This window comes from Nocardiopsis exhalans (assembly GCF_024134545.1).
Lineage (GTDB): Bacteria > Actinomycetota > Actinomycetes > Streptosporangiales > Streptosporangiaceae > Nocardiopsis > Nocardiopsis exhalans.
The window spans coordinates 5,111,927-5,137,967 of sequence record NZ_CP099837.1 but is presented as its reverse complement, the minus strand read 5'-3'; the positions used below and the strand labels follow the sequence as shown (position 1 = coordinate 5,137,967).

15 protein-coding genes are annotated in these 26,041 nt (G+C 68.4%); 12 read left to right on the top strand and 3 right to left on the bottom strand.

The genetic code is table 11. From position 1 onward, the window contains the following. Positions 1 to 40: 40 nt before the first annotated feature. Complete coding sequence (locus NE857_RS22725; RefSeq protein ID WP_254417588.1) at positions 41 to 1,333, bottom strand: hypothetical protein; 1,293 nt, start codon at positions 1,331 to 1,333, stop codon at positions 41 to 43. Between the two features lie 375 nt (positions 1,334 to 1,708). On the opposite strand from NE857_RS22725, the gene NE857_RS22720 reads away from it, so the two are divergent. The 5 genes from NE857_RS22720 (at position 1,709) to NE857_RS22700 (ending at position 8,554) form a co-directional block, all read left to right on the top strand. Continuing rightward, positions 1,709 to 2,083, top strand: a complete 375-nt coding sequence (locus NE857_RS22720; protein ID WP_254417587.1) for a hypothetical protein — start codon at positions 1,709 to 1,711, stop codon at positions 2,081 to 2,083. Positions 2,084 to 2,205: 122 nt separating this feature from the next. Further along, positions 2,206 to 4,431: a nuclease-related domain-containing protein gene (locus tag NE857_RS22715; RefSeq protein ID WP_254417586.1), complete on the top strand. Its 2,226-nt coding sequence runs from the start codon at positions 2,206 to 2,208 to the stop codon at positions 4,429 to 4,431. A 202-nt stretch (positions 4,432 to 4,633) separates the two neighbouring features. Next, positions 4,634 to 5,101: a hypothetical protein gene (locus NE857_RS22710; protein WP_254417585.1), complete on the top strand. Its 468-nt coding sequence runs from the start codon at positions 4,634 to 4,636 to the stop codon at positions 5,099 to 5,101. Between the two features lie 160 nt (positions 5,102 to 5,261). After that, positions 5,262 to 6,857, top strand: coding sequence for an alpha/beta hydrolase (locus NE857_RS22705; RefSeq protein ID WP_254417584.1), 1,596 nt, complete (start codon positions 5,262 to 5,264; stop codon positions 6,855 to 6,857). Between the two features lie 134 nt (positions 6,858 to 6,991). After that, complete coding sequence (locus NE857_RS22700; RefSeq protein ID WP_254417583.1) at positions 6,992 to 8,554, top strand: alpha/beta hydrolase; 1,563 nt, start codon at positions 6,992 to 6,994, stop codon at positions 8,552 to 8,554. On the opposite strand, the gene NE857_RS22695 is transcribed toward NE857_RS22700, so the two are convergent. Further along, positions 8,497 to 9,774, bottom strand: coding sequence for an MFS transporter (locus NE857_RS22695; protein WP_254417582.1), 1,278 nt, complete (start codon positions 9,772 to 9,774; stop codon positions 8,497 to 8,499). The genes NE857_RS22700 and NE857_RS22695 overlap by 58 nt on opposite strands. Positions 9,775 to 9,886: 112 nt before the next feature. Between NE857_RS22695 and NE857_RS22690 the strand changes: the two genes are divergently transcribed. Both NE857_RS22690 and NE857_RS22685 read left to right on the top strand, forming a co-directional pair. Next, positions 9,887 to 10,600, top strand: coding sequence for a TetR/AcrR family transcriptional regulator (locus tag NE857_RS22690; protein ID WP_254417581.1), 714 nt, complete (start codon positions 9,887 to 9,889; stop codon positions 10,598 to 10,600). 116 nt (positions 10,601 to 10,716) lie between these two features. Continuing rightward, positions 10,717 to 11,241 carry a hypothetical protein gene (locus NE857_RS22685; protein ID WP_254417580.1) on the top strand — a complete coding sequence of 175 codons (525 nt, stop codon included), beginning with the start codon at positions 10,717 to 10,719 and terminating at the stop codon, positions 11,239 to 11,241. On the opposite strand, the gene NE857_RS22680 is transcribed toward NE857_RS22685, so the two are convergent. Further along, positions 11,141 to 12,205 carry an AraC family transcriptional regulator gene (locus NE857_RS22680; protein ID WP_254417579.1) on the bottom strand — a complete coding sequence of 355 codons (1,065 nt, stop codon included), beginning with the start codon at positions 12,203 to 12,205 and terminating at the stop codon, positions 11,141 to 11,143. The two genes, NE857_RS22685 and NE857_RS22680, sit on opposite strands and share 101 nt — an antisense overlap. Before the next feature lie 128 nt (positions 12,206 to 12,333). Here NE857_RS22680 and NE857_RS22675 point away from each other — a divergent pair, with 128 nt between their 5' ends. The 5 genes from NE857_RS22675 (at position 12,334) to NE857_RS22655 (ending at position 26,024) form a co-directional block, all read left to right on the top strand. Further along, entirely contained in the window at positions 12,334 to 12,759 is a 426-nt protein-coding gene (locus NE857_RS22675; protein ID WP_254417578.1) for a DUF6069 family protein, read from the top strand. Between the two features lie 84 nt (positions 12,760 to 12,843). Next, the gene (locus NE857_RS22670; RefSeq protein ID WP_254422062.1) at positions 12,844 to 14,322 is read left to right on the top strand and encodes a UDP-N-acetylmuramoyl-L-alanyl-D-glutamate--2,6-diaminopimelate ligase; all 1,479 of its coding nucleotides are present in this window, start codon (positions 12,844 to 12,846) and stop codon (positions 14,320 to 14,322) included. 56 nt (positions 14,323 to 14,378) lie between these two features. Further along, positions 14,379 to 15,098: a VOC family protein gene (locus tag NE857_RS22665; protein ID WP_254417577.1), complete on the top strand. Its 720-nt coding sequence runs from the start codon at positions 14,379 to 14,381 to the stop codon at positions 15,096 to 15,098. 540 nt (positions 15,099 to 15,638) lie between these two features. Continuing rightward, positions 15,639 to 16,499 carry a MerR family transcriptional regulator gene (locus tag NE857_RS22660; RefSeq protein ID WP_254417576.1) on the top strand — a complete coding sequence of 287 codons (861 nt, stop codon included), beginning with the start codon at positions 15,639 to 15,641 and terminating at the stop codon, positions 16,497 to 16,499. A gap of 498 nt (positions 16,500 to 16,997) precedes the next feature. After that, entirely contained in the window at positions 16,998 to 26,024 is a 9,027-nt protein-coding gene (locus tag NE857_RS22655; protein ID WP_254417575.1) for a DNRLRE domain-containing protein, read from the top strand. Positions 26,025 to 26,041: the final 17 nt, after the last annotated feature.

Below are 26,041 nucleotides of genomic sequence, written 5' to 3'. Positions count from 1 at the left end.
CGGCTGAGTCTGCGGCCCGGCTTCCGGCTCAGCCTCCAGGTCAGCTGTTGATGGTCTCGGCGAGCGCCTCCAGCAGGTCGGCTCGGCGGTCGGAGTCGTCCTGGGCGCCGCGCCAGAGTTCGGGAACCTCGGGCCCCTCTTCCAGCAGGCGGCGCAGCAGGGCGTCCAGGGAACCCCGCGGGTCGGCGTCGAAGGCCGCCCGGTGGGCCTGGGCCTCGGCCGCCAGTTCCTGGGCGAGCCAGCCCAACCACGCCTGTTCGGCCTCGCACAGGACTTCGCGCGGTCGCCCGCGACCGTCGTCGTGACCGTCACCGTGCTCGGCGTCGCCCTCGGTCGGCCCGGGCAGGTCGGGCACGGGGGTGTAGGGGGCGCTGCGGGCCCGGCCCCGGGCGCGCTGGACCAGTTCGAAGTGGCCGGGCATGTTGACGGCCATCCGTCTCAGGACCCCGGTGAGCCGCCGGGCCACGTCCTCGCCGCTCAGGTTCGGCAGGAGCCCGCGCAGGAGCAGGCGGCGGCGCTGGTCGGGGGTGCGGCCGGGGTCGGCGTCACGGCCCGCGGCCAGTTCGGCGAGCTTGCGCAGCAGGTAGTCGCCGGTGGCGGTGGAGACCATCGGGGGTTCCTTGACCGCGGTGAGCGGGCGCCCGTGCAGGTCGGCGACGGGGACCGCGCTGCCGTCCTCGGTGAAGGACACCGACTCGCCGGGGTGGATGTCCTCGGGCAGGTCGGCTGCGGGGTTGCCCCACCCGGCGGTGAGCACGAGCATGGCCAGGGCCTCCTGCTCGACCACGTCGGTGGCGACCCGGGCGACATCGCGCCGCTGGGCCCAGCGGCGGGGGCGCTCGGAGAAGGCGCAGCGAACCTTGCCGTTGGGGGCGGGCTGCGGGTAGACGCGGCGCAGGTTCTTGTAGGACCGGTCGCGGCGTTCGTCGTCGAGGGCGTCACGGAGCCGGTGCGCGGCGGTGCGGTCCACGGCGTGCGCGGTACCCGGGGCCGAGCCCACAGCTGTGCCCGCGCCGGACACGCTCTTGGCGCCCACCGCGCGCCGCTTCTCGGGCACGGCGGCGAGCGCGCCCGCGCCTGCGTCAGCCGCCGCATCGGTCATGACGGCGACCATGCGCACGGCGATGACGCTGTGCGGATCGCCCCGGTGCCGCTCACACGGACAGTGTTCGAAGCACAGGTCGACGTAGTCGCAGAACTGCTCTGAGTGGCCGACGCAGCCCTGCGCGGTTCCGTCCGCCGAGCACGGTCCGCATCCCAGCACGCGCGTGAACACGTGCAGGAAGGTGGCCGAACCGAACAGCTCCCCGGCGGAGCAGTGGTGCTTGCTCACGGACTCTTCTCCCCGGATGTTCCGGGGCTGGGACGCTCCCCCAGCCCTTCCGGGGAAACGTGCGAACGAGGCGTGAGACTCGTGATGACACTCCTGCGTTAACGGGAGGTCATACAACAAAATATGGCCAGTGTGGCTGAACTGTCAATTATCGACCATGGAACCGAATGCGACTAGCTGTCGAAGAGGCTAATAAAACGGTCATAGAAAACAGTGGCCTCAGAAACAACAGCGGTGTTTTGTTCCTGGTGGCGGCGCCCATCGCCCGAAAGGGTGTCCGAGAGAGGGCGGTGAGAGCCTCGGAGCGGGGTGCGTCGCGGCGGTCCGGGCGAAGCGGGCGGTCGGCGGGGAACAAGAGTTACGGGAGGTCGCTGGATGTCCGTGGTCAATCTGACGCCGCATGATGTGACAGTCCTGGACGAACACGCGAGGGTGATCCGGACCTGGCAGGGGTCGCCCGACCCCGCCCGGGTCGAGGCCGTCCGCGTCCACCTCCAGGAGGTGGAGGGGATTCCGCTGCTGGCGGAGGAGCGCACCCGCGCCCGCCTGCCCGATCCGGTGGAGGGGGTCTGGTTCATCGTCTCCTCCGTGGTGAGTTCGGCCCATCCGGAGCGGCACGACCTGCTGGTCCCCTCTGACCTCGTGCGTGATGACAAAGGCGTGGTCAGGGGGTGTCGTTCCTTCGTCCTCACCTGTGCTCCGGTGTGCGAGCGCGAGTACGGGTACAAAGGGGAGAAAGTTCTCCAGTGATCCACTGCGGTTAAAAGTAAGCACAGCGGTTAAATGCGAGCACTGCGGACACGGGTGAGTACTGTGGTCCCGTTCCTGTTGTCTGGTGACGGCCGCAAACGGCGCGTCCTGGAAAGGAAACCGTGGCCGCCGCCCCCAGTGTCGCCGTCGTCCTCGTAGGACAGAACCCCACCCCCGCCCTGCTCAGTGCTCTGACCCTGCCCGTCGACCACCTTCTTCTGGTCGCCAGCGACGGGACCCTGGCCGTGGCCCGCCGGGTCGCCCGCGCCGTCGAAGCCCTGGCCGCCGACCGCTCCGTACGTGTCCTCAGCGTGGGTTCGGACCCGCACGACCCCGGCCGGGTCGCCGGACTACTGGAGAGTGTCCGCACCGCACTGAACGGCCGACCCTGGTACCTGGACTACACCGGCGGAACCAAGGTCATGAGCGTGGCCGCCGCGCTGCACCATGAACACGCACTGCCGCCCGAGGCCCGTGCCTGGCGCTTCTACCTGGACTCCCACAGCGACCTGTTGCGCAGCGCCGACACCGCGAGCCCCGGCCGCCCGGTGACCGGGCAGGGCGTCGACCTGCGCACCCTGGCCGGGATCCACGGCGCCCGCTGGCTGGCCGACCGCGACCCCAAGCCCCTGCGCCTGTTCCTGGACGGCGGCCCGGCCGCCCTGGCCGAGGCGTTTCCGAAGCTGCCCGAGAGCGAACTCAACGGAATCGCCGCCGAGGGGCGCGTGCTCGCCCACCTGCGCCGGTTGCTGGGCGGACGGCCCGACAGCGAGGTCCTGGGCTCGCGCAGGGTCGCCGACCCCTTCCGCCCCGGCGGTTCCATCGCCGACTTCGACATCCTGGTCCGGCACCGGCACCGGGTGCTGTGCGTGGAGACCAAGTCCCGAGCCGAGGACGTGGTCGCCCGCGCGGGCTGGACCGTGGCCAAGGCCCGACGGGTCTTCGGCGGGGCCACCCACGTCCTCTTCGTCTACTCGGGCCCGGTCGTGGCCGACCTGAGAGACCAGGTCACCGCCTACAACCCGGCGCTGTCCGCACGCCACGTGCACGTGTGGAACCTGGACGCCCTGACCGAGCGCGTGAACTCCTTCGACGCGGTGCGCGACGCCTTCTTTCCCAGTCTGGCCGACACGCCTGCGAGGGCGGCCGTCCCCGACGTGCTCCCACCCGAACCCGGTCCCGTGCCCGACCCCGGGCCGCCGCTGACCGAGCCGCCCGTCCACCACCCCGGGCCTGAGGAGGCCCCGCTCCTGGTTACCCCGCTGGGCGGAAGCCGCCTGGGCGCGCTGGCCGCCATGCACGCCCACCGCCCGGCCCGCGCGCTGGTCCTGCCCTCCAAACAGAGCCTGCGGGCCAGGGTGCGCGAAGCCGCCGCGCGGGCCCTGCGCGCCGCCGAGCGCCCGGACGCGCCCCCGGCCGACAGCGCCGCCCTGCGTGCCGAGGGCTACCGGGACCGGGTGCGCCTGGCCGCCGACCCGGTGGACGGCTACGACTCCGGCGCGGTCCAGCGGGCCGTCCAGGAGTGGATCGAGAGCGAACGGGCACGGGAAGCAGACGGGCACGATGCTGCTCCGCCGATCGACCATGCCCTGCTTGACGACTCAACCCGCTCCCGCCCGGTGATCGTGGACATCACCACCGGGACCAAGGCGATGAGCCTGGGCCTGGCGCGGGCGGCCCGGCACGGCGGGGCCTGCGCCACCTACCAGCTGCCCAGGGAACGGGCGGTGGTGTGCCTGACCCATGGACGCAGGGGGTTGGCGGGACGGGCCCGGATCGACTGGTCACTGGTGCTGTCCGGGTACGAGCCCCTGCCCGCGCCCTTGAGCGAGGTGGTCACCGGTCCTGCCCGGGACCAGGTGGACGTCGCTCTGCTGGAGCTGGCCGGCTCCGCTCTCGTCGCGGCCGCCACGGGCGAGTGCGAGGTGTGGTGGGACGTCTCCCTGAGTGACCCGCAGGGGTTCCTCACCGCACAGGAGCGGCCCGGGCTGGTGCTGACCTTCGACGACCGCGCGGTGGGGCTGACCGCACCGGCGCGGTTGCGCCGACGCACCGCCGAGGGGCCGCTGCGGGAGGTGAGCCCCGGTGCGTGGGCGCAGAGCGTGTTCGCGGCGACCACGCACCTCAACGCGCGCTGCGACGTGGCCGGGAGGGTACTGGCCCTGACCCGGCCCGGGCGGAACGTGACCCGGGCGGGGGAACTGGTCGACTGGATCGCCCAGGCCGATCCCGAGGCCCCTGACCTCGCGGAAGAGCTCAACTTCGGTGAACCGCTGCGGCCGCTGGTCGTGGTGGTCGATCCGGCCCGCCCGCCGAAGGTTCTGGCCACCGATGTCAGCCTGCTCTGAGCTGGAACCGGCCCGTTTTATCGCCCAGAGTCGCTGACCGGGTACGGGGTTCCACTGTCACTGGGGGTAGAGAAGACGCCTCGCACGATGGGAAGGTTGCCATCGGAGGCCCCGCGTGACCATAAGCGGTCACGGGTGATTCTTCACCCTCTGTGTATGCCACGCTGGGTGCAAGCCCCCTCCTGTGGAAAGTCGAAGAACCATGCGCAATGTCCCCCTTGTTCTTGTCGCCGTGCTGATGCTCGGAGCCTGTTCGCCCGATGCGGGCGAATCCGCGGAGGGAGCCGCCGAAACCACCGAGGAGTCCGCTCCCGAGACCACGGAGGAGGCGGTCGAGCTCCTGATGGCGGGTGACGACTGGTGGGAGGACCTGGACGCCGACCAGCGCGAGACCCTGCACGAGGGCGCCGCGGAACTGTGCGCCAGCGCCGATGAGAACCTCGACTACGGGGAGCCCGACGCCGAGGGAAACCAGAGCCTGAACTACTCAAGGCCGATCGTCATCCAGTTGGGCATGGCTGGTGGGATGGCCACCGTCGGCAAGGGCGACGACGCGGCCGAGTCGGCTCGGACCTTCATCCGCGCCTACGTCGAGGAGGACTGCTCCGAGCACAGCGCCGCGATCGACGTGGTGATGGCGGAGCAGGAGAGCGTGCTCTTCGGCCAGTAGACCGGGGACGAGACCGTCACTTCCGCTCTCCCGACCCCGTATTGATCACATTGCCCCGCCGGAACCGGGACGCTGTCCACGGCTTCCCACTCTTCGTCCTCCAGGATGGTGGACCAGGGGGCGCGGCCGTCAGGTCGCGCGAGAAGTGGAACGGCGGGATATGAAGTTCAAGAACGGCATCGCGGCGACGGCCGTGCTGGTACTGCTGGTCGCGGGGTGTACCGCGTCTGACGAGGACACGGGGGCGCCCGACGCGGGCAGCGTCGACTGGGCGCCCTGCCTGTCCGAAGACGAACTGGACGAGGCTCCCGAGCGGGGCGGTGACCCGGACTGGCTCCAGGACCTGGAGTGCGGGACGGTCGCCGTCCCGCTCGACCACGCCGACCCCGACGGAAGCACCGTGGAACTGGCCCTGACCCGGCGGCCCGCCGACGGACCCGCCGACGAGCGGATCGGCTCCCTGGTGCTCAACCCCGGCGGCCCCGGGGAGTCCGGGGTGGCGATGCTCGACCACCCGCTCTTCGACGAACGGATCCAGGACGCCTTCGACCTGGTGGGCTTCGACCCCCGCGGGGTGGGTGAGAGCGAGGGGATCGCCTGCGGCGACTGGTACGCCATGGACGAGGCCCGCCGGGCGGTGACCGACCCCGGGGACGTCACCGACGCCGACCTGGCGGCCCTGGAGGAGAGCGCCCGCGCCTACGCCGACGACTGCGCCCAGACGGTGGGGGAGGACTTCCTCGCCAACATGGGCACGGTCAACGTGGTCCGCGACCTCGACCTGATCCGCGGTGCGCTGGGCGACGAGCAGCTCACCTTCGTGGGATTCTCGTACGGCACCTACATCGGCGCCCTGTACGCGGAGATGTTCCCGGAGAACACCCGCGCGCTGGTCCTGGACGGCGCGGTGGAGACCGAACGCCCCAACGTGGAGATCGCCGCCGACCAGGCCGACGCCTTCCAAACCACCTGGGACCTGTTCGTCGCCGAGTGCCTGAGCGGCCCGGGCTGCCCGTTCAGCGGGTCGGACGCGGCGGACGCGGAGATGGGGGAACTCCTGGACCGGCTGGACGCGGAACCGCCGGTGGTCCGGGACATGCCGGTGGACGGGGTCACACTGCTGGGCATGGTGAGCCTCCAGCTGTACCACGAGGACGCCTGGGCTGACCTGACCGAGGCCCTTGCCGCCGTGGCCGAAGATCCGGCGCAGGCCGGCCCCGAACTGGAGCGGCTCTACGACGACACCTACGGTCAGGACGAGGAGCCGGCGGAGGACGGTGAACCGGCGCCGACCGAGCCGGGGGACTCCGGGGAGCCCGGCCCGGAGTTCGGCGGACCGGACACCGAGGCCGCCCTGACCGCGGTGAACTGCGCTGACCGGGTCGACCCGACCGATCCCGACGTCTACCGGGACACGGCCCAGCGGGCGGCCGGGGACTCCCCGTTCTTCGGCACCGGCCTGGTGTGGGAGCAGCTGCCCTGCGCCTACTGGGTGGACACCGAGGAGGCGCCCACCGGGTTCTCCGCCCCCGACGCCCCGCCGATCCTGGTGATCGGCACGGTCGGTGACCCGGCCACCCCCTACACCTGGGCCGAGGAACTCTCCGACCAGCTGGCCACCGCGACCCTGCTCACCTACGAGGGCAACGGGCACACCGCCTACGGCTACGGGATGAGCTGCGTAGACGAGGCCGTGGACGCCTACCTGCTGGAAGGTGAGGTTCCGCAGGCCGGGCTCTCCTGCCCCGCCTGGTAGGTCCCGCCTGGTAAAGGGGCGGCGGCACGGACTGTTTACCCGCCCACCGGGATGTTCTCCGCGCTTCCAGCCATGACCACTCCGAGTATGGAACTTTCGATGGTTCCTTACTCGGAGTAGAGGTGGATGTGCGGGTGCGCTGTACGGGTGGGCGGGTACTCGGGGCCGCGGGGCTGGCGGCGGTACTGGTCGTCACGGCCGGTTTCGCCCCGGCCGACCAGTGGGACGGTCAGCGCACGTTCTACGGCCAGCACATCGACTGGGCCCCGTGCTTCACCCCGCAGGAGCTCGCGGCGGCCGAACCGGCCGAGGGGGACCCGGACTGGACGGCCCGGTTGGAATGCGGCACCGTCACCGTCCCCGTCGATCACGGTGACCCCCGGGGCGAGACGATCGAGACAGCGGTGGTCCGACACCCGGCCCAGGGCACCCTCGAACAGCACCGGGGCTCCCTGGTGTTCAACTTCGGCGGACCCGGTGGCGCGGGGGTCGAACGGTTCAGGTCCGGGCCGCTGCCCGTGAGCAGGCAGATCCGCGACTCCTTCGACCTCGTCTCCTTCGACCCGCGCGGGGTGGGGGAGAGCTCGGGCTTCACCTGCTCGGAGTGGGACGCCATGGAAGAGCCCCTGGCACGGGTCCGGGATGTCGAACCCGCGCGGGTCAGTGAGGAGCGGCTTCGGGAGCTGGATCGCGCGGCCGGGGGGTTCGCCCGGAGTTGTGTGGACGAGGTCGGCGCGGACTTCCTCGCCACCATGGGCACGGTCAACGTGGTCCGCGATCTGGACCTGCTCCGCGATGCCCTGGGCGACCCGAAGCTGAGCTATGTCGGCTACTCCTACGGCACCCACATCGGCGCCCTGTACGCGGAGATGTTCGCGGAGCGGACCCGCGCCCTGGTCCTGGACGGTGCGGTGCAGCTCGAACGGGACGTGATCGCCGACGGCATGGAGCAGAGCGAGGGTGCGCAGATCGCCTGGGAGGCCTTTGTCGCCTACTGCCTGGACGGGGCCCCGGAGTGCCCGTTCACCGGTGCGGAACAGGCTCCCACCGAGGCCGAGGCGCTCCTGGCCGGACTCGACGCCGACCCGATCGCCGTCGAAGGGCAGACGATCGGCCGACACGAGATGCTCGCGCTGCTGAGGGACTCGCTGTACCTGGAGCGGCAGTGGGAGGGCGAAGCCCGCCTCCTGGCCCGCATCGCCGCGGGCGACACCGGGGACGAGTTCGTCCAGGCCTACCTGGCGCGTTACGTCGCGGGCCAGGAGGAGGACCCGGGTGCCACCGAGTCGGCCTTCACCGCGGTGCAGTGCGCCGACCACGTCAGGCCCACCGACCCCCGCTCCTACCGCAAGGGCGCCCAGCGGGCCGCGGAGCTCTCCCCGTTCTTCGGCGGTGGCGAGGTCTGGTCGTTCCTGCCCTGCGCCCACTGGCCCGACACCGAGCTCGTCCCCACCGGGGTGAACGCCCTGATGGCGCCGCCGATCCTGGTCATCGGCACGCTGAACGACCCCGCCACCCCGTACGTGTGGGCCGAGGAGCTGGCCGAACAGCTGGTCACGGCGAGGCTCTTCACTTACGAGGGCGGCGGGCACACCGCCTACGCGGGCGGGCGCGCCTGCGTCGACGGTGCGGTGGACGCCTACCTGCTGGAGGGCGAGCTCCCCGAGGCGGGCGCCTCCTGCCCGGGCGAGCTCTGACCCTGTTCGCCTCGTTCTTCTGTGTCCGTCGGGAAACGCACGAACAGCAGCACCAGGGCCATCGCCCCCACGCCCGTAGCCAGCACCAGGTGGCCGGTGGCGATCGAGGTGGCCGCCATCAAAGGGCCGAGCAGCAGCGGGGACAGGAACTGCCCGACGAAGACCAGCGTGCTGGAAACCGAGCTCACCCGCCCCATCACCGGGGCGGGTGCGAGCACACCCATGAGCACGGTCAGCGAGGTGAGCCACACGCCGCCGCCCGCACCCAGCAGGACGGCGGCCGCCACCAGGGCCGGGACCGCGTCGACCAACCCCAGCAGGAGGAAGGCGGCCGTCCACAGTGCGGCGGTGGTCCTCAGCAGCGCGTTGAGCCCCACGGCCTGGCGCAGGCGGGCGTAGAAGAGCCCCACCAGGGCGGAGGTCCCGGTCAGCAGGGACACGTTCACCGAGACCGCCACCGGGTCGTGCACGCCGAGCTCGGCCAGCCGCTGGGGCAGGAACACGAGCAGCCCGTAGGTGATCACCATGTACGCGCTGGACAGCGCGAACACACCCAGGAGCGCGGGCTGGGCAGCGAGCGCCGCGCGCAGGGTGGTCGCTCCGACAGCTGACCGGCCGGTGCCGGAGGCCGGTCCGGTTTCGGGTGTGCTGACCAGGAACAGCGCGGCCACACCCATGGGAATGCCGATGAGAAACACGGCGAACGGCGCCTGCCAGGAGATCCCGCCCAGGGCGCCGCCGAGGAGCGGCCAGGCCACGCCGCCCAGGCTGACGGCGGTGGTCCGCCACCCCATCACACGGTCGCGGTCACGGCCCCGGTACCCGTTGAGGAAGGCGACCGTGAGGGCGGAGAGCGCCATGGCCGTGCCGATCCCGAACACGACCCGACTGGCCAGCAGCAGTGTGTAGTCGTCGGTGACCAGCCCGGCCCCGCCCGCCAGCCCGTAGACGAGCAGACCGACGAACATCGGGCCGCGCACCCCGACCCGGTCCACGAGCCATCCGGTGAGAGGGCTGACGACGGCGATGGTCAGCCCGTTGAGGGTGAGCAGGGTCCCGGCCTGGGTGGAACTGATCCCCAGACCGGAGCGGAGGAGTTCCAGCACGGGAATGAGGATCGTGCCGGACATGACACCGAGAGTGGAGGCGAGCAGGAGGACAGCCAGTGTGCCGTGCCGCCGTTGTGTTGAGGGGTTGGCTGGGATCGCCGTTTCGGGCATGGGGGGTCCTTAAAAAAGTGCCACTGAGTGGCATTAGTTACTTGGAGGCACTGTATACCTGGGGGCTGATTTTTTCCAGGAGTCCAGGAAGGGGCTGGCTAGGATGCGTGGCATGGCCGTGAATGACACCGAAGGCACACCCCTGTCCCTCCGCGAACGCAAGAAGCAACGCACACTGGAGGAACTGGCCGACTGCGCGGCCAGACTCTTCGAGGCACAGGGCTTCGAGGCGACCACCCTGGAGGAGGTCGTGGCGGCGGCCGAGGTCTCCAAACGGACGTTTTTCCGCTACTACGGGTCCAAGGAGGCGGTCGCCCTGGCCCCTGAGGGGCTGCTGTGGGAGCGCTACGTCGCCGAGGTCGCTGACCGGCCCCTTCGCGGAGCCGTGCTGGACACCCTGCGCACCGCCCTGCTCGACACCGTCGAGGCGATGCCACCGGGATGGGAGGAACGGTTCTACGCCTGCCGTCGGCTGGCCGCGCACAGTCCCACTCCGGCGCTGCGCGACCACACCGTCCTCGCCTCGTTCCACGCCCAGGCGGAGCTCACCGCCATCCTCGAACGCCGCCTGGGCATCAGCTCCGAGGCCGACGTGCGGCTGCGGATGCTCGGGGAGTTCGCGCTCAGCGCCTGGCGGTGCGGAGCCAAGGAATGGGTGATGGGCCGCGAACCCGGGCAGACCGGACATCCGGCCATGGACGCCACCCCCGACCCCCGCGACGCTGCGACCGCTGTCCGGGTCCGGGGCGGGCGCGAACGCCTGCTGCGGCGGGTGGACGAGGCCTTCGCCGCGATCCCCGCCAGCCTGGCGCTGTCCGCTGACTGATTCCGGTCCCGGTCCCTCCACGGAAGGAGCTGGTTCCCCCGTGCGGGGGAGGTGGATCCGGTTCGCAGCCGACAGACTCGGACACGAGCAGGGAAGCCGAGCGTGAGGACAGTGTCATGGGCGTGCGGAAGCCGGGAGTGCGAAGGGCCGTCACGGGGGACGGTCCGAGGCGGACCGCGCCCGTGTGGCTCGGCTACGCGGCAGCCGCCGCGGGTCTGTTGCTGGGGGTAGCGCACCTGCTGGTCACCGGCTGGTTCGCGATCTCCGGACAGCAGGAGGTCTCGCCGGGCTACCTGGTCTGGATGATCGGCCCGCTCGTCGTCACGCTCGGGCTGGCCGCAGCGGCCCTCGCCCTGGTACGCCCCGGGGCAGGACGGGCCCCGAGGCGCTACCTGGTCTGGGTCACCGGCACCGTCGCGCTGCTCAGCTTCCTGCTCAGCGCGGTCGGGTTCGCGCCGCTGTTCTTCGGCGCGGACCCGGCCTCCCTCTTCCTGGGGCCCGGCCCCTACGCCTTGCCCGGGGCAGTGCTCTTCGGAGCCCTCACCCTGAGCGCTCGGCCGGCGCGGGGCCGAAACCCTCTGGCGGGTCCAGCCGCGCGGCCTCCCGGTAACGCCCCGGGGAGCGGTCGAACTCCCGCTTGAAGGCGTTGGCGAAGGCGAACTGGGACGAGTACCCGACCCGCGCCGCGATCGCGTTGATCGGCGCGTCGCTCTCGCGCAGCAACCTCCCGGCGGTGGTGAGCCGCCACCACGTCACATAGGCCAACGGGGACTGGCCCACCAGCGCGGTGAAGCGCCGGGAGAAAGCCGCCCGGGACAGTCCGGCCCGCTCACCCAGCTCCGCCACGGTCCACGGGTGCGCGGGGTCCAGGTGGACGGCCTGAACCGCGGCGTGCACGGACGGATCCCGCATGGCACCGGCGAAACCGCACCCGGGGCCTTCTTCGGCGGCGGCCTCCTCCAGGTAGGTGCGCAGGATGTACACGATCAGCATGTCCAGCAGGTGCGGGACCAGTGTGTCCCCGCCGGGCCGGTTCGATCCCAACTCACGGCCGAGCAGACCCACCGCGAGCGGGAGCTCGGAGCGTTGGCCCACCCGCGCGGGCAGGTGCACCACGGAGGGGAGTTCGGCGAGCAGGGGGTGCGGTCGGCTGGGACCGGCGTGGTAGAAGCCGCCCACCGTGACACAGGTGGGTTCCCCCGAAGCGGTGTTCCCGACGGAAGTGGCGCCGAACCGCTGGAAGGGCTGCGGGAACTCGTTGGAGCACGCCAGATTCGGGACCGGCTCACCCGGCTCGGGCAGCATCAGCTCGCTCCGGTCCCGGAGGAAGTCCACACAGTTCAGGTCCAGAGGCGCCACGGAGGGGTCACTGGTCAGGGAGTGTTCGTGGCCCCGCGGCAGGAAGAGCACGTCGCCCGCGCCCAGTTGGACCGGTTCACTGCCGTCCACCAGTAGCCAACACGACCCCTGGAGCACGACCTGGAACGCGGCCGCGGGTGACTCTCTTCCGGTGAAACGCATACCCCACGGTGCGTGCCACGCGACCCGGGCCGACCGCGGCTGCCCGGTGCGCACCGTCGAGATCACGTCACTGAGAACGTCCATGGTTCCACCGTATCCATGGTCGCACTATGAGGAGACGATCGAGTATGGGAAGGAGCTTTTCACGCATAGGAAGTCTTGCCGAACGCTCGTACGGTCAAAGTCGTATCTACGACAACAGAGGAACGACCATGACCGATACCCGTGTCGAAACCCGTCCCGCCATCCGCCCGTCCTGGCAGCCGCGCCTGGTCGCCGTCGTCGCGGTGGCCGTCGTCAACGCCCTCCTCGCCCTCCTCGCGCCGCTGCTCGGCGCGGACCTGGTGGTCGCGGCCCCGGGGGAGGACCCGATGACCCTCACACTGGTGGACTTCGCCCTCTTCAGCGCCGGGTTCGCCCTCCTCGGCTGGGGTGTCCTCGCCCTGGCCGAACGCCTCCTGGGCGCCGGGCGCGGCCGCCTGGTGTGGACGGTCGCCGCGGTGCTCGCCCTCCTGGTGATGTTCGTGCCGCCGCTGCTCACGGACGCGTCGGTCGCCACCATCGTCGTCCTGGAGCTGTCCCACCTGGTGGTCGCCGCTGTCATCCCGGTGTTCTGGAAGACCTCCAGGGCCACCTGAGGGCTGACGGGCGGGCGCGTATACTCCGGGTTATACCGGTGTGGGTCGCGCCCGCGGCCGCACCGCCTCTCGAAGGGACACCCCCTGCAACTGAGCGCACTGCTCAACGGCCATGCCCACCAGGTCATCTACGGGGACCCCGACATCCCCATCGCCGCGGCGCCCTGCGCCGACCTCGACCGGGTGGCGCCGGGCTCCCTCTACCTCGCGCTCCCAGGTCACCGCCAGGGCGGCCCTGAGGGGATCGCCACCGCGTTCGCCCGGGGCGCCGTCGCCGCCCTGACCGAAGAACCGCTTCCCGACGAGGACCTGAACGCGCCACCTGGCGCCTGTGTGGTCCGGGTCGCCGACGCCCGCGTCGCGGCTGCCCTGGTCTGCGCCCGGTACCACGGTGAACCCGGCTCCGGCATGGACGTCGTCGCGGTCACCGGCACCAACGGCAAGACCTCGGTTGCTTCCATGTACGAGTCCCTGCTGCAGATCGCCAACGGCGCCCGGGTCGGGGTCATCGGCACCTCAGGGGCCCGGACCGGCGGGGACCCGGTCCCGATGCCCCGCACCGTGCTCAGCACCCCCGAAGCCCCGGACCTGCAGTACCTGCTGGCCCGCATGCGCAGCCGGGGCACCCTCAGCGTGGTGTTGGAGGCGACCTCCATGGGGCTGCTCGAACACCGCGTGGACGGCTCGCACATCGACGTCGGGGTCTTCACCAACCTGACCCAGGACCACCTGGACGACCACGGGACGATGGAGTTCTACCGGGACGCCAAGCTGCGGCTGTTCCAAGGGCTGTGCCGTCTGGCCGTGGTCAACGTGGACGATCCCGTGGGCGCCACGATCCCGGCGATGATGCCGGGCGCGGCGGTCACCTACTCCGTCGAGAGCGAGGCGGACTACCGGGCGACCGATCTGGTGGTGGACGCCTCGGGCACCCGGTTCGTCCTGCACCACGACGGCCGCAAGTACCCGGCGGCGATCCCCATGCCGGGGCGCTTCTCGGTCTCCAACGCGCTCGCCGCGCTGGCCGCCTGCCACGTTCAGGGGCACGACCTCGCCGGACTGGTGGCGGCGCTGGAGCGTATGCCGCAGATCCCGGGACGCTTCGAGCACTTCGCGGCCCCGCGCGGGGTCTCGGTGATCGTGGACTACGCCCACTCGCCCGACTCCCTCGACAAGGTCCTGGCCACGATCCGGGGTTTCGCCCCGGGCCGGGTCTTCACCGTCTTCGGCTGTGGCGGCGACCGCGACACCACCAAGCGCGTCAAGATGGGCCGGATCGCGGGCACCTACTCTGACCGGTGCGTGCTGACCTCCGACAACCCGCGCCACGAGGACCCGGAGGCGATCATGGAGCAGGTCGCCGAGGGCATCGAGGAGACCGGCACCCCGTTCACCCGTATCCCCGACCGCCGGGCCGCCATCGACCGGGCCCTCTCGGTGGCCCGTTCCGGTGACGTCGTCCTCATCGCGGGCAAGGGCTGCGAACCCTACCAGATCGTCGGTGACGAGATGCTCCCCTTCGACGACATGACCACCGTGCACGAGGTCGTCGCCGCGCATTGACGCACGCCCCTCTCCTTTGATTAGGTTAGCCTCACCTAATCAAAGGAGGCTGTGGCGTGATCGCTGAGCGACCCGAGTTCGACCATCTTCTGCACTGGGTCCCCGATGTCACGGAGGCGTCGGCGAAGTACACCGCCGCCGGGTTCCCCGCCCACGCCGGCGAAGCCGCCAACGGCTTCCAGAACGGCCTCTGGCGGCTGGACGAGCGCTACGTCGAGATCTTCACCGTCCTGGAGGACGGCGCCTACGGGAAAGGTGTCTTCGGCAGAGCCCTCACGCTCCTGCGCCCCGCCATCGAGGACATCGCCGCCCGCGGTGGCGGCGCGATGACCTTCGCGGTCAACGTCACCGACGCGGCGGCCGCCGCCCAGCGCCTCCGCCTCGCCGACCACCACGTCGAGGAGATCGTGGCCTCTCCGGAGGGCTACGACGTGAGCTTCCGCGAGGTCTTCCTCCCCGACGCCCCCTTCTGGGCGCCCTTCCTCATCACCTACGATCCGCCGCGCGAGCAGATCTTCACCGAACACGCCAAGGGCAGGTTCGACCCGGGTCCGCACGACATCACGGCGATCGTCATCCAGACCGCCGACCCCCGGCACTCCGCCACCTGGCTCGGCGGACTGCTGGGCGTACCGGTGCGGGGCACCGAGGTCCTGCTCCCCGGCGCCCATGTGCTCTTCGAGGAAGGCCCCGAGGATCGAATCACCGGAGTCGTCACCACCGGCCCGAAGACGGAGATCGACGGCCTGGCCTTCCACCCCGAGAAGGAAGCCTGAGCCTGAGTTCTGACGTTCTGAGCGTCGGTCCTCCAGGCCTGCGGGTAACGCCCGATCGTGTCGCGGCCGGTCATTCACCCGAACGGAAAAGCGGCAGCGAAGGCAGGAGCCCCCAGGCCCCCGGGCACGGTTCGCCCCCCTTTTCAAAGATGATCTTGCTACCAGTAGCAAGTTCGGCGCTGATTTCGCTCCTGGTAGCAAGATCACCGGGGATGAGGGGGTTTCGGAAGCAGTGGACAGCTTCAGGCGCGGGTTACGGACACCCCGGCTTGCCCAGAGCCAGCACCCCAGCGCCGAACCCCATCCTCGCCGCCGGGTGTCCGGTGGCACGCGCGATCGGCCGCGACACGTCCGACCGGTGGGCTCCGGCCGAAGGCCGCGCAGTGAGGGGCTGAACCCCGACCGCTCCTCCCCGTTTCCCGACAGCCGCCCACCGCCGTCCCAGCGAAGCGGGTCAAGGGGGAACGCCTGACTCGGCGAACAGGCAACATCAGCGCACTGGGTTGACCTTGCGGTTACCGCAAGCCCGAGACTGGCGGTATGAGCCTTTCGATCAAGGATTTCAGCGAGGTGAGCGAGCTGCCGCCGCAGACGCTGCGCTTCTACCACTCCGAGGGCCTGCTGGTCCCCGCCGAGGTCGATGAGGCGACCGGGTACCGCTACTACGCCATCGAACAGGTCGAGACCGCCCTGCTGGTCACCGCCTTGCGGGGCACCGGTATGAGCGTCAAGCTCGTTCGTCGCGCTCTGGAGGCGCCAGACACCGCTTCCGCACTGCTCAAGGAACACGCCGAAGCATTGGAGCGCCAGCGCGAAGCCGAGGACGAGGCGGTCGCCACCGCCCGCGAACTCCTCGTCTCCTGGCCCGAGGTCCAGCGCAAGGAGACACCGGGGACGACGGTGCTGTCGAAGGCCGTTCCGGCGGTCGCCGTGCGGAGGCGGCGGGGCCAGCCCGACCGGTACGACTGGGAGGAGGTCACCGCCGCCGTCTCAGCCACCGTGGGAGAGCTGATCACCCTGGCTGAGGGGCAAGGCGCCGGCGTGGCCGGTACCGCTTGGTTCAGCTGGGCCGGGGAAACCACTGAGCAGAAGGAGCAGGCCCGCACCGAACAGGGTCCGCACTGGCTGGCCAAGCTTCCGGTCACCGCTGACGCCGAGGCGCTCGCGGCCTTGGCTCAAGAGGTGGACGTGCAGACCTTCGAGGCTCGGGAGGAGCTGTCGATCCAACTCCCTGGCCGCAACTCGATGCCCAAGTACAGCACGGCCGTTTCCCGACTCGTGACCCAGGCCCCGGAGGGGTTCTTCCCCGACTTCTCCGGGCTGCGCCACATCCTGCACGAAGACGGTGTGGAGACCGCGATGCGATTGCGCCCTCTAGGTGAGGCCGAGGGCTTGACCTGAGTTGGCTGGCAAATCCCCCGTATGAGACCTCCTTGCCGGAGACGCATACGGCTGGGGCGTTCTGCGTGAGAGGGGCGTGACGTGGATTCGGCCGCGGCGGGGTTCGGTCTCCGCCATCGAAGCTGGTCCGGAGCGCTTCTTGGGGTGTCTCGCTTCGGAAACAGGTGAGCTTCGAGTCATCGTGCCTTACTGAACCCGGTTCTATTTATGCTAACTTTACGCCCGGTCTTGTCGGTTTGAGGCGATGATCCGGATCTGCGGGCTTTGGGGGAAGTGTGCATACCTGGGGGCAGGTGTGTGCTTTCCGTACCCGGCTCGCCCTGGGTGATCCGGAGGTGACCGGTCGTGTCGACCGGCCAGCAGTCGTCCGTGCGCACAGCTCTCGCGCGGTTCTTTCCTAAGGGTGAAAACACCCAGGAGTGGCGCCAGAAAGTCAGCAGCAGGCTGCTCAAGACCACGGCTGTCGGGTGCGTCCTGGGGCTCCTCTTGACGGACTCCATGACGAGCGTGCCCGCCAACCCGGCCATGCCCCGTCTGACTCCTGTGTCCGCGGCGGATGTCGAGACACCGGACCAGAAAGACGGCACTGCGGAAGGGCTCAGCCACGAGGCGGAGAGCGCCCTGGTCCACAGCTCCTCCGAGCCGACGGGTGCGGGACCGAACGCGGATGCCCCGGACGGAGCCCTTTCTTATGAGTGGCCGGACCTGCCCGAGGACGCGGACACTCTGGCCCCGCCGGACCTGGAGAGTCCGGCGACGCCTCTCGCCGAAGAAGAGCCTGAACCCCGGGTCACGGGCTTCGACCCGGAAACGAGTGTGGAGCTCGTAGAGGAACGCGACGAGTACTCGCGGACCTTCGAGAACGAGGACGGCACCCATTCCACCGACTTCTCCCAGGAACCCCTGCACTTCGAGGCGGAAGACGGCTCCTGGCAGGAACTGGATCCCAGCCTGGTCCCCGAGAACACTCTGACCTGGACCAGTGCGGCAGGTGCCAAGGAAGTGTCCTTCGCGGCCAACGCGGACGCGGACGAGCTCGCTCGGATGGAACTGGAGGAGGGGTACAGCCTGTCCTTCTCACTCGAAGGTGCCGCTGGCGCTCAGGGTGAGGTCCTGGAAGACGAGCCTGACACCATCGTCTACCCCGAAGCCCTACCCGGTACGGACATCGAGCTGAAGTCCCTCAAGGGAGGCGGGGTCAAGGAGACCATCTGGCTTTACGAGCCCCCTGCCTCAAACGAGGACGCGGTTTGGCGGTTCCCGTTGGAACTCGAAGGTCTGGAGCCCGTCCTGCTGGAGGACGGCAGCATCGACCTGATCGATGACAAGGGTGAATCTGTCGGGCATATCCCCGCCGGTTACATGGAGGACTCCGACATCGATCCCCGTTCCGGGGACGGGGCCTGGTCCGAAGCAGTCGACTTCGAACTCCTGCAGGAAGAACAGGGCTGGGTTCTCCAGGTCAGTGCTGACTTCGACTGGCTCACCGATGATGAGCGGGTCTACCCGGTCGGGGTGGATCCCACCGCTGCGTGGAACTACACGGCCTCCCAGGACACCTACGTCCAGACCGGGTTCAACACCTCGCGTCACACCGAGCAGGAACTCAAGGCCGGCACCTACAACGGTGGCTCCACCCGGGCCGCTTCGTACCTGCGGTTCAACGCGATGGTCAACGAGCTCAGCAACCATAAGATCTTCGAGGCTGAGCTCTACCTGTTCAACCACTGGTCCTACTCGTGTACCCCGAGCCCGGTGTATGTGCATGAGGTGACCCAGTCCTGGTCGCAGACGTCCATCTCCAACTTCCCCGGCCCCAGCTACAATTCCACTCCTCTCGGGAGCGCGAGCTTCGCCCGTGGTTGGATGCCCGCCGGGGCCAGCTCCAGCTCCTGCCCTGCTCGCTATGAGCCCATCAATCTGGGCACGCGTGGCCGCGACCTGGTCCAGGCCTGGGCGGACGGCGACAAGCCCAACCACGGCATCACCGTCCGTGCCTCCAACACCAGCAGCAGCGGGTGGAAGAAGTTCGGCAGCCGCGAGTCCTGGGGTGCGCCGTACATGACGGTCACCTACAGCCCTTACCGCGCTGACTACGCTTTCGCGCAGAGCCCTCCCGAGTTCGACCCCGCGCCTCAGGCTAACCGGGGGACCAATGTCGATGTCCGGGTGACCAACCGGGGCGATGCGACCTGGACGCCCACCAACGGCTACGAGCTCGGCTATCAGGTCTTCGACGAGGATGGTAATCGCGTCTACCACGTGGCTCCCACGACCAAGATGCCCAGGAACGTGGCCACGGGTCAGAGCGCGACGGTTCGGGCCAAGATCGATCCGCTGCCTCCGGGAACCTGGACGATTCTGTTCGACATGACCCACAAGGCCCAGTCTTTCGCGGCCTGGGGTGTGCCTCTCTCAAGAGGGGTAGAGCTGGTGGTCCCTGACCTTCCGCCGCAGCTGTTGGACTACAGCCCCCGGGACGGTGCCCGGGTGGCGACGCTGACTCCTGAGTTCACCGCTTTGGGCCGTAACAACGACGCCTGGCCCACCGACGACATGGAGTTCTGGTTCAACTTCTGTGATGGGGAGTGGCCGGACTGGGAGTGCGTGGACTCCGGATGGCAGGAGGAGACCTCCTGGCAGTTGCCGGACGACAGGATGGAATGGGGCAACCAGTACTGGTGGAACGTCTTCGTCCGTGACGGCAGCCAGAACGTGGAGAGCGGTTGGCTGCGGCTGATCGCCGAGCCCGACCAGCCCGCCATCACCGCCAACCTGGCGAGCGGCGGCTCCGGTGAACACGGCACGGTCAACGCGCTCATCGGTAACTACACCCAGACCGTGACCGACGCTGCCGTGCCCGTGGCCGGTCCGCCGCTGAGCGTCACCCGCACCTACAACTCTTCTGACCTTCGCCAGGACGGCATGTTCGGTGCGGGCTGGTCCACCCGTTTCGATATGCGCCTGGTCCAGGACGTGGACGGCACCGGCAACGTCGTCGTGACCTACCCCGGTGGTAGTCAGCACCGGTTCGCGCGCAACGCCGACGGTAGTTTTTCGCCTCCCTCGGGGATGCACGCGGTGTTGGCCGAGACCGATTCGGGATGGCGGCTGATGGACAAGGCCTCCACCTCCTACGTCTTCGACGACACCGGTCGTCTGCTGGAGGTCACCGACCACCGCGGCCGTTCCCAGACCATCGCCTATGACACGTCCGGTCAGATCTCCACGGTCACCTCCGCCGGGGGACGGTCCCTGGACTTCACCTGGTCGGACGGGCGTGTCACCTCGGTGACCGCACGCGGCGGTGACGACTCCGCTGAGTGGACCTATGTCTATGACGGCCAACGCCTGATCGAGGCCTGCAACCCCGAGCAGGAGTGCAGCTCCTACACCTACGAGGACGGCTCGCACTACCGGGCCGCGGTGATGGACGCCAACCCCTACGGCTACTGGCGGTTCGAGGAGATGGGCGGGGATGCCTTCGCCAACGAGGTCCCCTCTTCCCTGGGCGGTGAGAAAGCCACCATGGTCGGTGACCCGACGGGAGCCGACGGCGTGCTCACGGGAATGGAGACCAACGCGATGGACGCCGGTGCGGGCGCCTACGCGGAGCTGCCCGAGTCGATCCTGCACCGGATCGGTACCCGGCTCACCGTGGAGGCCTGGTTCTCCACCACCGAGTACGGCACCGTCATCGGCGCTCTGGACAAACCCACCAGCCCCACAGAGCGCTCTCAGCTCATCTATGTGGGCACCGACGGCAGGCTCCGGGCCCAGTTCTGGACCACCACCGGTGGAGTCGACCCGATCACCACCGACAGTGCGGTCAACGACGGACAGTGGCACCACGTTGCCCTGACCTCGGACGGTACAACCCAGACGCTGTACCTGGACGGCGAGGAGATCGGCACCAAGAGCGGCCAGGTCGAGCACCGCAACACCAAGTTCGTCTATGCCGGCCACGGCATGGGCAACAGCGGATGGCCCGCGACCCTGCCCTCCCTGGGGAACTTCCCCTTCCAAGGGCAGATCGACGAGGTCGCGATCTACCAGCGTCCCCTGCACCCGGACACCGTCGCGCTGCACCACGCCTCCGGCCTGGACCCGGCAGACCGGCTGAAAGAGGTCATCACACCCGAGGGGAATCGGGCGGCTCACCTGTCCTTCGACGAGTCAACCTCACGGGTCCAGATCCACAACGACCACAACGGTGGCAAGTGGGTCTACTCCGACCGGCTCTACAACGGTGACGTCAACGACGAGGAAGCGCAGGTCACCGCAGAGGTGACCATCACCGACCCGCGCGGGGCCGCCTCCTCATCGCGCTACGACGCACTGGCGGGCCACCGTCGTGTCACCGACACCGACCAGCTCGGGCACCAGACCACCTACGACTACGACACCGGCGGGTTCCTGGCGGAGACCACCCTGCCCAACGGCGCACAGCTGCGGTTCTTCAACGACGAGCGCGGCAACCGCCTCGGACAGATGAGCTGTCGGGACCTGGAGGCGACGGACTGCCACTGGGAGTGGTTCTCCTACCACCACGACCCGGACGACCCCTTCGACCCGCGCAACGACCAGCTCGTCTCGCGCATGGACGCCCGGTCCGAGAACTTCCTGGACACCACCTACCGCACCTGGTGGGGCTACAACTCCTACGGTGACCAGATCTCCGAGACCGGACCGGCCACCGAGGACTTCCCCGACGGCCGTACCGTCCGTTACTTCTACACCGACGACACCGAACCGGCCACGGACGGGGGGACGGCCCCGGCCGGACTCCTGGTCGAGTCCTGGGACGCCGACGAAGGCAAGACCCGGTTCTCCTACAACACCCACGGCGACATCACCCGGGTACGGGAGCCCTCCGGGCTGGTCACCGAGTACTCCTACGACGGGCTCGGCAGGGTGGTCGAATCCACGGTCTTCACCGAGGACCACCCCGACGGCATCACCACAGCCTTCACCTATGACAACGCAGGGCGGGTGCTCACCGAGACCGGCCCCGCCGTCACCAACGAACTGACCGGCACCACCCACCAGCAGCGCACCAGCCACGTCTACGACAAGGACGGCAACCCCGTCCGCCAGACGGTCAGCGACCTGACCGGAGACGACCCGGACCGACTCACGATGCTGGCCTACAACCGCTACGGGCACCTGGTGGCCCGAACCGACCCCGAGGGGAACACCGAGCACTACGGCTACGACTTCACCGGAGCGCAGACCTACCACCAGGACGCCGCGGGCACCGAGTTCCGCACCACCTACACCGACCGCGGACACCTGGCCGAACACATCGTCGAAGGCTGGGTCGGCCACCCCGACGAGGACAACGCCCCGGCACCGCTGGTGCTGGAGTCCCACTCCTACGACCCGAACGGCAACCTGGCCTCGACCACCGACGCGGTGGGCCGCACCACCTCCTACACCTACTACGCCGACGGGCTTCCCGCGCAGACCATCGCGACCGGCGCGATGCTCAACGACAGTGAAGAACCCCAGGACGTGGTCCTGGAGGAGCACTTCTACGACCCGGCGGGCAACCCGGTCCGCACGGTGACCGGGGACGGCACCACTCGCACGGACATGGTCTGGGACGAAGCATCCCGACTGGCCAGCGAGACCCTGGACCCCGAAGGCCTGGCCCGAACCACCTCCTACACCTACGACGCGCTCGACAACGTCCTCGAAGCCGCTCTGACCGACCCGTCCGGCCGCGTCGAGCGGGTGCGCTACGCCTATGACCCGGCCGGGCGCCTCATCGAGGAAGCCGTCCAGGCCGACGGCGAAGAGCTTCTGACCAGCTACGAGGTCAACGAACTCGGACTGGTCACCGCGATTACCGACCCGCGCGGCAACGAAGACGGAGCCAGCGCTGCCGACTTCACCACACGGATGGCCTACGACGAACTCGGTCGCCTGACCGAGGAACGCCTCCCCGAGGTCGAGATCGAACGCCACGGTGAACCGACCACCACGGGCCGCCCCACCAGCAGGTTCGGCTACGACCTGGTCGGCAACCTCACCCACCAGCGTGACGCCGAGGGAAACACCTCGGTCTTCGGCTACGACCTGCTCGGACAGCAGACCGACGCCCAGGCGCCGACCTTCGACGGTGCGGACGGCGAACCGGTGACCCCGCGTGCGCGGACCAGCTACGACGCCCTGGGCAGGATGGTCGAGCAAACCGACGCCCTGGGCAACACCCGCACCTACACCTGGGATCAACTGGGGCACCTCGCCCGCATCACCGACCCTGAACTGACGGGACACACCGAAGCCGGTGAGTGGATCTACTTCCACAACCCCGTCGGGGAGATGCTCGCCGCCGTCGACCCTCTGGAGGCCAGAACCGAGGCCACCTATGACGACCTCGGCCGACAGGTCACCGACACCCAGATCGAACGGCTCCCCGCCGCAGCGGCCTACACCACCCGCTTCACCTACGACGTGATGGGAAACCCGGTCTCCGTCACCGACCCCCTGGGCAACGCGAGCACCAGTGCTTACAACGCGCTGGGAGAACTGATCGAAGAGGTCAACGCCGCTGGGGAGGCCACGAAGTTCGAGTACGACCTGTCCGGACGCCTGCACAAGGTCACTGATCCGGCGGGAACACAGGCGGTGTCGGAGTTCGACCTTGCCGGACACCTGGTTCGGACCCGGATCCTGGACTCGGAGGACAACGAACTCCGGAGTGAGTCAACCGAGTACGACGCCGCAGGGCTGCCCATCAAGCAGACCGACCCCAACGGCAACGTGGTGCGTACCGAGTACAACGCTCAGGGGCTGCCGACCAGCTTGATCGAACCGGTCAGCGACACCCAGACCATCACGACCGGCTTCGGTTACAACGCGCTGGGGCAGCAGACCCGGATCACCGACGGCCGGGGCAACAGCACCCACACCACCTACACCCCCACCGGGGAAGTCGCCGACCTCATCGAACCCGCGACCGATGCGGCTCCAGAGCTGGCCGACCGCACCTGGACCACCTTCTATGACGCCGGAGGCAACGCCGTCCGTCAGGAGGTCCCCGGCGGTGTGGTGCGTGAGCGCACCTACAACGAACTGGGCGGACTGACCCGGGAAACCGCGACGGGCGCCGCGGTCACCACCGAGGACCGGGGTTTCGGGTACGACCTCCTGGGCCGTCCGACCCAGATCGGAACCCCGGACGGGCACATCGAGATCGTCTACGACGACCGCGGCAACCAGGTCCAGTTCCTGGGACCGGACAGTGTTTCCTTCGAGGGCATGGCTCCGGGAACCACGATCAGCTACGACGCGGCAGGCCGTGCCGACACCAGGTTGGACGTCGTCACCGGTACCACGACCTTCGGTTACGACGCCGTCGGTCGTGTCATCGAGCAGCACGACCCGGTGACCGGCACGGATCTGAGCGTCGACTACGACCAGACCGGTCAAGTCGCTTCCGTGACCACCGATGACGGAGCGGTCCGGAGTTTCAGCTACGACCCGTTGTCCCAGCTGATCGAGGACACCCTGGTCTCCGCTGCGGGTGACACGACGGTGTCCACCACCTACGCCTATGACGCCGCCGGGAACACCACCGAGCGCTCCACACAGGGCACCATGCCTTCCGGGAGACACCAGTACGCCTACGACCAGGCATCACGCCTGATCTCTTGGACCTCCCCGGACGAGCAGGAGACCGAGTACTCCTGGGACGCCTCCGGAAACCGTGTTCAGGCCGGTACGGAGACCTTCGAGTTCGACGAACGCAACCGGCTCCTCTCCTCCAGTGGGGGAGACACCTGGTCCTACAACCCCGATGGGACCCTCAAATCCCAGTTCGTCGACGGAGAGCTGCGCACTCCGCAGTTCGACGGGTTCGAGCGCATGGTCAGCGCGGGGAACGGTTCCGGGGAGTACTCCTACGACGCGTTGGGTCGGGTGGCCGAACGCGAAGCTGGAGGCCAGGAGCACACCTTTGTCTACCAAGGATTGGGCAACAACCCGACCGCTGTCCTGGACGGAACGGACACCCCGGTTTCCCAGTACGGGCGCGACGTTTCGGGCGGTTTGACCAGCGTTGCCGATCAGGGGCGGGCCCCGGCTCTGGCCTACGGCAACTCCCACGGAGACTTGATCGCCACCCACACCAGCACGGGTGTGGTGGTCACCTCCACCGACTTCGGGCCCTTCGGTGAACAGCTCGGCGGTGCTCTCGCGTCGTCGGTGGGCTATCAAGGCGAGTGGACCGATCCGGACACCGGTGACGTGAACATGTACGCCCGTTGGTACCAGCCCGGTACCGGCCGGTTCGCTTCTCGCGACACGGTGACGCTGGAGCCGTTCCCGTCGGTTCAGGCCAACCGATTCACGTATGGAAACGCGAACCCGGTGCGGTATATCGACCCGAGTGGTCACAAGTCGGGGAGTGCTATTTCCTGTGGTCGACTTTGCGTCTCTCTGGACTACATTGCCAGGGGAATTCAGCAGGCCGAAGATTATGCCAATAGGAATAGGGACAGGGCGCGTGCTTCTGCGCGTGCTGTAACGAACATAGCCAAGCGGCATGCAGTTGTCAGGGCGGCTATTACAGCGGTTCATTATTTTGCTGAGAGGCCTCCTTACGCTCACGCGCCAACTTGTCCCGGCCCTTGCGCTGATTTTTTTCCTCAGACGTCTTCGGCAAGTGGAAATTCCCTGGGATTTCCTCCAGGAGTGACTGCTAATAGCATTAGCGGAGGCTCTGGTGGTGGGCACTGGGTACTTGCCGCTTCGGGGGGATCCTCCTCTGGAGGGCCGAAAGCGAGGTACATCTTCGTTCCGATTGTGGTGGACAATCGTAAGGAAATCCTTCGGGAAATCCTGAACACTCCACAGGAGCGCCCGTCGATTCGGAACCTCTGGAATCAGAGTCGAGTCGATGAATATCGAAAGAAACGCGAAAAGGATATCCAGGTAATCGAGGATGTCTCCTTCGATATTTCTGACTACGAAGGGTACCAGGAGGCGTTGGAGGGTCTGGGTGGCGTATCTTCGTTCGATCTCAGCAGTGATGATGGTACATGTGAATCCTTTGTTGAATTCAGTGAAATCAACAACTATGGGCAGCGTGGAACTGCGCTGGGGAAGTTTTGCGGTCGCCAGGATGTGAACTATGGAAGTAGGTATCACCCAAGAAACGATCCTCCGGGGTTTGTCAGTGGGCAGGATGACAGGGCACACCTGATCGCAAGCAACTTCTTTGGTTCGGGTCAGGATGAGAATATTGTGGCCACGTACGCAAGAACAAATAAGTCTGGAATGGCAAAGGTTGAGGGCGAGGTGAAGAAGAAGCTGGAGAAGGACCAGGAGCTGGTCTACGTAGTTACGCCGATCTACCAGGGTTCAGAGAATCGCCCTTGGGCTATCCGCATGTCGGGTATTGCTGAAAACGGCGACACCTGGGATCATTGTATCTTGAACAACGGAAAATTTTTCCGATCAGGTGGGCGTGCCGACGGAAGTGTGTGCGAAGGGCCGAAGCCTGCAGATATGAGTTAGCGCATTTGAGAATCGAG

Coding starts and splice junctions, on each gene's coding strand:
- NE857_RS22720 (WP_254417587.1), top strand. CDS start 1,709: ATGTCCGTGGTCAATCTGACGCCGCATGATGTGACAGTCCTGGACGAA.
- NE857_RS22710 (WP_254417585.1), top strand. CDS start 4,634: ATGCGCAATGTCCCCCTTGTTCTTGTCGCCGTGCTGATGCTCGGAGCC.
- NE857_RS22705 (WP_254417584.1), top strand. CDS start 5,262: ATGAAGTTCAAGAACGGCATCGCGGCGACGGCCGTGCTGGTACTGCTG.
- NE857_RS22695 (WP_254417582.1), bottom strand. CDS start 9,774: ATGCCCGAAACGGCGATCCCAGCCAACCCCTCAACACAACGGCGGCAC.
- NE857_RS22690 (WP_254417581.1), top strand. CDS start 9,887: ATGGCCGTGAATGACACCGAAGGCACACCCCTGTCCCTCCGCGAACGC.
- NE857_RS22685 (WP_254417580.1), top strand. CDS start 10,717: ATGGGCGTGCGGAAGCCGGGAGTGCGAAGGGCCGTCACGGGGGACGGT.
- NE857_RS22680 (WP_254417579.1), bottom strand. CDS start 12,205: ATGGACGTTCTCAGTGACGTGATCTCGACGGTGCGCACCGGGCAGCCG.
- NE857_RS22675 (WP_254417578.1), top strand. CDS start 12,334: ATGACCGATACCCGTGTCGAAACCCGTCCCGCCATCCGCCCGTCCTGG.
- NE857_RS22660 (WP_254417576.1), top strand. CDS start 15,639: ATGAGCCTTTCGATCAAGGATTTCAGCGAGGTGAGCGAGCTGCCGCCG.
- NE857_RS22655 (WP_254417575.1), top strand. CDS start 16,998: ATGACGAGCGTGCCCGCCAACCCGGCCATGCCCCGTCTGACTCCTGTG.